The organism is Actinomycetes bacterium (genome assembly GCA_036510875.1).
Taxonomy (GTDB): domain Bacteria; phylum Actinomycetota; class Actinomycetes; order Prado026; family Prado026; genus DATCDE01.
The window spans coordinates 1-8,983 of the sequence record DATCDE010000059.1; the positions used below are offsets into that span (position 1 = coordinate 1).

The following is an 8,983-nucleotide window of genomic DNA, read 5'->3' on the forward strand; positions in this document are numbered from 1 at the left end:
CGGCACGAACAGCTACGACAACGGCACGATCAACCTCACCGGCGCCCTCGTGTTTGAGGTCCTCGCCACGGCCGCATTCATCCTCGTGATCTTGATGGTCACCGACCGGTTCGCCACCGCTGCGGCCGCAGGCCTCGCGATCGGTGCCACCCTCACCGCGATCCACACCTTCGGCATCCCGCTGGACGGCACGTCGGTCAACCCGGCCCGGTCGTTCGGTCCGGCGCTGTTCGCCGGCAGCCACGCGCTCTCGCAGGTCTGGCTGTTCATCGTCGCGCCGCTGGTCGGTGGCGCGCTCGGCGCTTTGATCTACCCGCTCACCCGCCAAGGCGGCGAGGCCGTCGGCCAGGCCGACCTCGGCTGACCCGCGAACGTCCCGTTAGGTCCCCTCGGGGCCGTGAGGGGGACCCCACGGACTCGAGCGTTCCGCCCCACCCCCCGCGACCAGGCGAAAGCCCCCATCCGCAATTGATCTCCGCACGCCACTGCGCTAGCCCGCCACCGGCAGTTCGCATGCACCCTGCGCACCACGCCACAGGACGTCCGCGTTTCGGCCGCCGCTTCGCAGGTGGCTGTCCGTCGTGCAACAGCCGTCCACCCTGAGCTCAAGGCTGTCGTGGCTCGCTGCTGGGCTCTCCCCTCAAGGACGCGACGAGGATCTGCACGCTCAACAAGAAGACCCACACGGGGAACAGCAGAACCGCCCAGAGCGTACGAGGCGGAGCGAACAGCAACATCGCGGCAGCCCCATAGCCCACGACCAGCAGCCAGCGGGGAATGATCCCGGACCGCCGCCCCAGGTTCGTCACCACCATGGTGAAAACCGCAGCCATACGGATGCCGAAGGTCGCCAGCAGCGCCGTGCCCACCGCACCCACCAGACGCACCTCGTCCGCGGGAACGCCGCTGCGACCGCCGTACAAGGACAGCAGCGCACCGACGTTGGCCGCCGAGGCGAACAGCATCGCCACGAACAACAACCCCGACCCGAGAAACGCCGTGGCGAAGAACTTGTCCTCGCGATGGCCCAGCTGAGACCGGATCACCCCGATGAACCACAAGAAGGCGATCCCTGCATAGGGGATCAACTCCAACGCCCACGCCACCTTCTGTCGTCGCGCCTGCTGCGTGATCCACTGCGACTGATCACCGCCAACCGGCAACGCCAAGTGCAACAAGACGACAACCACAGTCAGGATCACCGCGAAGGCGATCCCCGCGACCGCTGCCGCTCGGGGCGTGCGCAACTCGACCGCAAACGAGTTCTCGGCCACGAGCTGACGCTTCGACCTAGCCGTCCCTCGCTCATCCGGACCCAGGCTCATCACCGAGTTCTACCGCGAACCGGCCCGCGTCCGCTGCCCGACCCGACGCTCAACCAACAACAGCAACCGTCACCCCCCGCCCCACCGTCGAAGCGCTACCCCGTGCCACCCACCGTCATGAACCGCCGAAGATGCACAGGCTCACATCGACGCTGCACAGGACTTCTCGGGCCGTACCAGGATCCGCACAGCCGTTGCGGTGCGTCGATCGCTGCATCCTGTTCGTCCGCTCCGGGCGGACCACCTCCTCGCGACCCGCTCGGGCGCCGAGGCCGTGATGGCGTGTTGACCACGCGCTACCCAGGCCAGGTCGGGATGGCTGGACGGACCGATCGGTGTTGCCGGTCGCGTCCCTTGCCTGGCCAGGGACCGCGGCGGTCAACCGGTGCTCATGCCGGCGAGGTGCCGTCTGTGCAGACTCACTCATCTCGGCATGAGCGCACGAACATAGCCGTCACTACGCAACGGTCCGCAAACGCAGAGCTACCGCGGGATCGAGACACTGGGCTACGCCCGCGACGCGGGCAGCCAACGTGCCGCGAAGGCCCGCGGCGAGGACCCGGGCTCGCTGCTGCCAGGCGTCCACCGGGTCGCCTGCTTGGCCAAGCGCTGGCTGGCGAGCACCCACCAAGGCCGAGTGGACGACGCTCACCTACCGAGCTACGTCGACGAGTTCGTCTTCCGCTTCATCCGCCGCAGGTCCCGCTCCCGTGGACTCGTCTTCTACCGCCTGCTCGAGCTCGCCGTCGGACACGAGCCCGTCCGCTACAGCGACATCGCCGTGGGCGGGCGTGCCCGGGCGGTGCTCCCGACGCCACCCGGAACCAGGGGCCACCCAGCCTGGAACGCGCGCCAGCAGACCGGCCATGGCGGCTCGCCGACCTGACCGACTCCGGCTAGATGGAGAACCCAGCGCCCGCTTATGCAGCGAAGCGTGTGCCCAGCACGTTGCAGGGCGCATGCCGGCGCGCTCGATCGGAAGGTATGGGTGGTCGGCACCGTGCCGACACCCGCGCCACCCTGACCCTCTCATGCCGCCGAGGAGTCCGGCTCGCAAGTGGCGGGTCTTCGTACAGTCGCCCTGTGCACGCCTTCGGATCGGTGTCCACCTGGCTGCAGCCGGAACCGGCGCGGCTGTCTGTGGCCCGGACGGGGTTGGTCAGCGACGTCGCGGCCCGGGTCTCCGCGCTGGGTCCCGGCCGGCTTCGGGTGGCCATCGACGGCTCCACCGCGGCCGGCAAGACCAGCTTCGGGCACGAGCTTGCGGCCGGCGTGCGAGCCCTGGGGCGCCCCACCCTGCGGGCCAGCCTGGACGACTTCAAGAAGCCCTGGCGCGAGGCTCGCGAGCTGGGCTACGACCGAGTCAGCGGCGAGGGCTACTACCGCAACACCTACGACTTCGGCTCGGCCCGGGAACTGCTGTTTCGCCGGCCGGGCCGCTGGGATCTGGTGACGTGGTCCTGTGCGCCCACGACCCCCTGACCGGCGAGGACCACCAGAGCAACACGGTCAGTGCTGCGGCCGATGCGGTGCTCATCGTCGACGGGGTCTTCGCGTTGCGCCCGGAGTACCTCGGCTTCTGGGACTACCGCATCTGGCTCGACGTCGATGTGGGGCTGTCCTTGGCACGCGGCATCTCCCGTGACGCGGACCGTGAGGGGGCGGAGGAGGCCACCCGGCTGCACCAGGATCAGCACCCCGCCGCCGAACTGATCTACCTCAACGGCGGTCGACCCACGGTCCCGGGCGGACCGCATCATCGACAACCGAGACCTGCCAAACCCACACATTCCGAGCCGGGGCGCCTGACAGGAACAACGGACCTCGGCACGCTCCGCAACCGCAGCGACGCCCCGACCCGGTGTGGACTACTCAGCCACCCGGTCACGCTGGTGGTACGCGGCGACGACGGACGCCGGGATGCGACCGCGGTCCTTGACCGGGTAGCCGTTGGCCTGCGCCCACCGGCGCAACGTCGCCGAGTCGGGCGGGCTGGTGGTGGACGCGGCGGGCCGTCCGCGGTGCGACCGAGCGGGAACCGCGCTGCCGCGGGGCCGGGTCGAACGGGCGCTTGCGGCTGCCCGGCGACGCGAGCGTGAACCGGCCGCGGTTGGTGCCTCAGGGGCCTCAGAGCTGACGGCCAGCCGCACGCCGTACAGCGAGCCGACCACGTCGAGCACCCGCTCCAACGGCTCGTTCGAATCGATCGTCAACTGCATGTCGGTCCCGCTTCCCGCTCGCCGCAGTCCCCGTGCCACCCCATGATCGCAGAGACCCGACGCCGGCCGGGCCCCACGGCTTCAGCTCGGCGGGCGTCGCGCGGGGCCCCCGAATCCGACACCACCGTCGCCGCCGAGCGGCCTGACCCAGCCGTGCGCGCCGCCGGGGTCGGGGTCCACGTCGTCCGGGGAGCCGGCGCCACCGGTGAGCTCAGCCCGGTAGATACCCGCCGAGTCCGGCCCGGACCTCGAGGACAGATCGGCGAGCAACGACAGGGGGATCCCGGCCCGCAGCAGGCCCATCACCAGTCGGGCCGCCGTGGGCGGGCTCGACGCGATCACACTGGACACCCCCACAACCTCGCCAGCACCGCCGATGATCTTGCTAGCCCGGTCGGGTGGCGGCCGGCCATGAGGCGCTTTCGCACCACCGTCCGCCCCGTCCAGCGGGACCAAAGTCCCTACGCGCCCTCCCCCGGCCCGCGATGTAGTTGACGGGTAAACCGCATGACGGCGACGCAGGGTTTGGCACCCCCCATGCCGGCGGCCACGTCGCAACCTCCCCAAGAAGCACAGACGCTCCCGCCTCACAGGCGGGAGCGTCTGTGCCGAGCCGACCGTCCGGACAGCCCGCGTCGGCACCCAGGCGCCTTCCAGCAGCCGGCCCGGTTGCTCCCCAGGCGGGCTCGATCCGCGGTGAACCGCGCACCGATCCGCCAGCCGGGTGATCACCACGACGTCGGCGCCGACGACCACCGCAGCGGATAACGTGCGCCGGCAAGGCCTCGCGGCCTATCCCCCGGCAGGCGGCGGGGCCTTGCCTGCACTCTCGGGGACACACCTGAACGCAGCGCCCCGCGGCTCCCCAGTACGGCAACTCGTGGGGTTTTCGGAGGCACACTCTGCGTGCGCGCAACCTTCGCAGAGCCCGGTCCGGAAAGATCAGCTGCGATACGCATGCCATTGACTTGTGCCGCCACGAAACTCACCAGTTGCCGTACTGGACGTGTTGCGGTAGTGCCGGCGAGGGAGGGGCGGTTAGCGCCGCAACGCTTCCGGACCCGCTCGATAGCCGGCATTACAGGGCGCATGGCTGCGGGCATGATTCGGGCGTGAAGATGCACGAGCGCGAACTCGACGTCGATGCCGAGTTGGTCCGGTCCCTGATCGCGGACCAGTTTCCGCAGTGGTCGAACCTGGCGATCCAGCAAGTCGCACCAGCGGGGACAGTGAATGCCATCTTCCGGGTGGGCGAGTCTCTGGCCGCCCGGCTTCCGCTCCAAGCGGGGGACCCGAACGAAGTCCGAGATTGGCTGACCGACGAGGCCCGTGCAGCGCGTGAGTTCCGCGACGTTTCCCCGGTTCCGTCGCCTGCACCGATCGCCATGGGAGAGCCTGGGCATGGCTATCTGCTGACGTGGGCTGTTCAGTCCTGGCTGCTCGGACGGGACGCCATCGCTGAAGATCCGGCAGGCTCCACGGCCTTCGCTCAGGAACTCGCGAACTTGCTCGCTTGTCTCCGCGCCGCGGACACACAAGGGCGGCGGTTCGCAGGCGAAGGGCGCGGGGGTCATCTCCCGGACCACGACGAGTGGATGGACCTGTGCTTCGCAAACAGCGAGGGACTAGTAGACGTGGTGAGACTGCGCGCCATGTGGGAGGACCTGCGAGTCCTTCCCGAGATCGACCCAGACGTCATGTGCCACGGCGATCTAACACCGCAGAACGTGCTGGTCGACGCCGGGCGATTGGTTGGAGTCCTCGACACTGGGGGCTTCGGTGCTGCCGATCCGGCTCTCGATCTCGTGTCTGTGTGGCATCTCCTTGATCACGATCGCAGGGAACTAGTCCGACAACAGCTGAAGTGCGGCGACGTTCAGTGGCGTCGCGGGAAGGCATGGGCGCTCCAGCAAGCGATGGGCCTGGTCTGGTACTACAGCGCGACAAACCCCGTCATAAGCCGATGGGGTCAGCGGACCCTGGACCGCCTTCTCAACGAATCCGCGGCATAGGTGCCGATCTCGCTCGATCTATCCGAGGCGGGTGGGCAGTATGGGGGGATGTCCGCGTGCCCGTTCTGTGACCCACCGCCGGACCAAGTGATCGGTGTCTCTGGTCCCTGCTACGCCATGTGGACGGGTGAACGTCCCCACGGCTCCGTCATGGTGCTGCCCGCTCGGCACGTCGCGTCACCCTTCGACCTCACTGCGGAGGAATGGGCCTCGACACAGGAGCTTCTCGTGATGCTGCGGACCATGCTCGATGATCAGTTCCACCCCGGCGGCTACAACGTCGGCTGGAATGTGGAGCCAGTCGGCGGTCATGACGGCGCTCTCTGAAGTTCCTCGGTTGTGCTCGTCGAAATTCCCCATCCTGTGGCGGTGGTCAGCGTAGTGGTTGACGGGTGCCGGTGGTGGTGCGGCGCAGCTTGTCGGCTCGTGCGTGGTGGTCGCGTAGGCGGTAGGAGTCGCCGTCGAGGTTGAGGACGACGGATCGGTGCAGTAAGCGGTCGAGCATGGCTGCGGCGACGGTGGTGTCGCCGAGGACTTCGCCCCAGGATCCGACGCCCCGGTTGGTGGTGATCACGATCGAGGTCTTCAAATATCGTTGTGAGACAACCTGAAACAGCGCTGAGGCGGCCTCGGCGGGCAATGGTAGGTAGCCCAGTTCATCGATGACGAGCAGGGTTGGTCCGGCGTAGAAGCGCATGGTGGTGGCCCAGCGGCCTTCGATCGCGGCGCGGTGGCAGCGGGCGGCGAGGTCGGCTGCGGTGGTGAAGTAGGTGCGGTAGCCGGCGTGCGCGGCGGCTCGTGCGAGACCGACGGACAGGTGGGTCTTGCCGACGCCGGGTGGTCCGATCAGCAGCACGTTGGTCGCCGATTGCAGGTAGCGGCAGGTTCCGAGTTCCTCGATGAGGTGCCGGTCGACGCCGGCGGCGGCGTCGTAGTCGAAGTCGGCGAGGGTGGCCGGGGTGGGCAGGCAGGCGAAGCGCAGCCTTCCGGCCAGTCGCCGGGCCTCGGTGGCGTCGACCTCGATCGCGAGGAGCCGTTCCAGGGCTGCGGTCATGGACAGCTTCTCGGTCGTGGCGGCGTCCAGGACGGCGGGCAGTGCCTCGGCGGCGTCGTGCAGCTTGAGCACCGCCAGGTGCGCTCGTAGCTGCTGGTAGAGCGAGGCCGCCGAGGTCGTGCCCGGCGCCGGGATCCGTTCGCTGGTAAGGGTTTCGGTCCTGGTGGTGGTGGTGGGGGTCATGTCAGGGTGTTCCTTCCGGTGGCGGCTCGTTCGTAGGTCGACAGGTCGATGATGTTCGGGTCCGGCGTCCCCGCCGGCACTGGCGTGGGGTCGTGCTGATCGTTCATTCCGTTCTCGCGCAAGGCATCCGCGGCGGCGCGGGCCGCGGGACCGGGTGGGATGCGTTCCTTGCGGCGGTGTGGCCGGGCGCTGGTGGCGCCGGCCATCGCGGTGTGCTCGAGGGCGATGACGTGACCGTGGTCGCGGACCATCGCGCCGGTCCCGTCGCCGGCCAGGCGGTGGCGGGCCACGACGATGCCCGAGCCGGTCGCGATGTCGATCACCTCAGCGCCGAGTGCCCGGTTCACCGTGACGCTCGCGCCGACCAGCTCGGGGGGCACCGAGTACTGGTTGCCGCGGTAGGAGACCAGCGCCTGACGGGACACCACCCGGGGTTCGGTCATGATCACCGGGTAGGGGGCGTGCGGTGCCGGTCGCAGCGGCTCGGCCGCGGCCAGGGCCGCGATGGTGGACTTCCCGCCCGGCCCGGGCCGCAACCGGGTGTCGCCGCGGGTCGCGGCGAAGGCGTCCAGGCTCATCTGGGCCTCCTCGACGCTGACATCGTCGGCCAGGGTGCGCCACCACCGTTGTGCGGCGGTGTGGTTGACCTTCTCCACCACGCCCTTGCGGTGCCCCGAGCGTGCCGGACAGATCGACACGGACACCCCGTAATGCTTCGCCACCCCGGCGAACGACGCGGTCACCCGGCCGCTGTCGGGGTGGCAGACCGTGGCCATCCGGTCGAAGCGCCACCCTGCGGTGAGCCCGCCCAGGCCACGGGTGACCCGGTCCAGGGCGTCGATGAGGTGGGGCTGGTCCATCGACGGGGACAGCACCGCCCGCCACCGACCCGAGTGGGCCAGCGACCCGACCAGCAGGTGCGCGGTCTTGCCCCACCCCCAGGCCGCGGGCGGGTCGGGCAGGTCGAGCCAGTCCCACTGCGTCTCCGCGCCGGGTGGGTGCTCGATCACCGCGTTCGCCCGCCCGGTCGCGCCCACACACGCCGCGCAGGCCGGTCGCAGCCCGCGGGCCCGGATCTGTCGGGTCAGCGTCGGATACGACGCTTCGAAGCCGAGCGCGAGCAGCTCGTCGAACAAGGTGACCGCCCACAGATGCGGGTCCTCGACCAGCCTCGCGGTCACGTAGTCCAGGAACGGCGCGAACGGATCGACCGTCCGCACCCGCACCCCCGGGGCGCGCTCACCGTTCAGGTAGGCCCGGACCGTCTTGCGGTCCCGACCGGTATGCCGGGCGATCGCCGAGATCGACCAACCCCTCTTGCGTAGTGCGTGTACTTCCACGTCGTCCTCCCATGTGAGCATGAGAAAGCGGGTCTCCTTCGAAACGCTGGTCGGTGGTCAGAGACCACCAGCCTCGAAGGAGACCCGCCCTCATCGGCGGAGCCACACAGGTGGGGAACTTCAATGAGCGTCACTGGGGAATTTCGATGAGCGCTGTCAGTCAGTCGATCCCTCATGCGCACTGCCACTTGATCCCGCGATACGACGAAGAGCCTTTCGCGGGCCGAGGCATGCGCTTCTGGTTCAAGAGCGAAGAGAACCGACGCACATAGGTGCCGATCCTGGGCTGGCGCGGGGTTGGGGCCTGCCGGTGACGCCAGCGCAAGATCCGACAGCGGGGCGGGACGTTCGCTCCTGACAGCTCAGGGGCGAAGCCGGGCGGCGACTCGCCCCGAGCGCGCGCTTGGAATGTCCCGCGAGGCCCAGCGGCTCACAGGTCCTTGTCCTCTGCCGACGACGATCGGATGCGCAGGACACTGCTACTGACTGAGACAGTGACACGCGGGGGAGGCTGCCATGCCAGCGCAAGTCATGACCCCCAGGCCCAGGCAACGGGCTGCGGCGGTCGAGATCTCGCGAGACTTCAACCCCAGGCGCGCGGCTGCGATGGCCAGTGAACGTCGAGGGGCTGCGGAAGTCTCGGAAGATGTCCGGTGGCTCGTCGAGGAAGCCCAGCGCGCGGCCATCGAGGCAGCGAAGCTCCGCTAGGAACGGCGGGTGCCCTCGGCGGGCGCACCGCATGCCCGCAGGTTGCAGCCCCTGTGCCGCCCAACACCCCAGTTGTTGCCTTAGTCGGACACACGCGGGGCGGGCCGGAGATCAGGACGGCGGGCCGTCGCGGTGCGTGTGC

At 69.3% G+C, this 8,983-nt stretch carries 9 protein-coding genes and 1 pseudogene; 5 read left to right on the forward strand and 5 right to left on the reverse strand.

Annotation, left to right across the window (positions count from 1 at the left end; translation table 11 throughout):
- The coding region (locus tag VIM19_03285; GenBank protein ID HEY5183933.1) for an aquaporin at nt 1-364 on the forward strand (364 nt) is incomplete at its 5' end.
- 241 nt (nt 365-605) lie between these two features.
- On the opposite strand, the gene VIM19_03290 is transcribed toward VIM19_03285, so the two are convergent.
- Nucleotides 606-1,274, reverse strand: coding sequence for a hypothetical protein (locus tag VIM19_03290; protein ID HEY5183934.1), 669 nt, complete (start codon nt 1,272-1,274; stop codon nt 606-608).
- 619 nt (nt 1,275-1,893) lie between these two features.
- Here VIM19_03290 and VIM19_03295 point away from each other — a divergent pair.
- Nucleotides 1,894-2,211, forward strand: a pseudogene (locus tag VIM19_03295) (hypothetical protein).
- A 197-nt stretch (nt 2,212-2,408) separates the two neighbouring features.
- Nucleotides 2,409-2,807: a hypothetical protein gene (locus VIM19_03300; protein HEY5183935.1), complete on the forward strand. Its 399-nt coding sequence runs from the start codon at nt 2,409-2,411 to the stop codon at nt 2,805-2,807.
- Between the two features lie 386 nt (nt 2,808-3,193).
- Here VIM19_03300 and VIM19_03305 read toward each other — a convergent pair whose 3' ends face one another.
- Both VIM19_03305 and VIM19_03310 read right to left on the reverse strand, forming a co-directional pair.
- Entirely contained in the window at nt 3,194-3,538 is a 345-nt protein-coding gene (locus VIM19_03305) for a histone-like nucleoid-structuring protein Lsr2 (GenBank protein ID HEY5183936.1), read from the reverse strand.
- Nucleotides 3,539-3,625: 87 nt separating this feature from the next.
- On the reverse strand, nt 3,626-3,895 hold the full coding sequence (locus tag VIM19_03310) for a hypothetical protein (GenBank protein ID HEY5183937.1): 270 nt from the start codon (nt 3,893-3,895) through the stop codon (nt 3,626-3,628).
- 767 nt (nt 3,896-4,662) lie between these two features.
- Between VIM19_03310 and VIM19_03315 the strand changes: the two genes are divergently transcribed.
- Together VIM19_03315 and VIM19_03320 are read left to right on the forward strand one after the other, a co-directional pair.
- Nucleotides 4,663-5,556 carry an aminoglycoside phosphotransferase family protein gene (locus tag VIM19_03315; GenBank protein HEY5183938.1) on the forward strand — a complete coding sequence of 298 codons (894 nt, stop codon included), beginning with the start codon at nt 4,663-4,665 and terminating at the stop codon, nt 5,554-5,556.
- Between the two features lie 150 nt (nt 5,557-5,706).
- The gene (locus tag VIM19_03320) at nt 5,707-5,883 is read left to right on the forward strand and encodes a hypothetical protein (GenBank protein ID HEY5183939.1); all 177 of its coding nucleotides are present in this window, start codon (nt 5,707-5,709) and stop codon (nt 5,881-5,883) included.
- 46 nt (nt 5,884-5,929) lie between these two features.
- Here VIM19_03320 and istB read toward each other — a convergent pair whose 3' ends face one another.
- A complete protein-coding gene (istB, locus tag VIM19_03325) occupies nt 5,930-6,793 on the reverse strand; it encodes an IS21-like element helper ATPase IstB (GenBank protein HEY5183940.1) in 864 nt (287 codons plus the stop codon).
- Entirely contained in the window at nt 6,790-8,154 is a 1,365-nt protein-coding gene (locus tag VIM19_03330; GenBank protein HEY5183941.1) for an IS21 family transposase, read from the reverse strand. The genes istB and VIM19_03330 overlap by 4 nt, the downstream gene beginning before the upstream one ends.
- Nucleotides 8,155-8,983 lie beyond the last annotated feature (829 nt).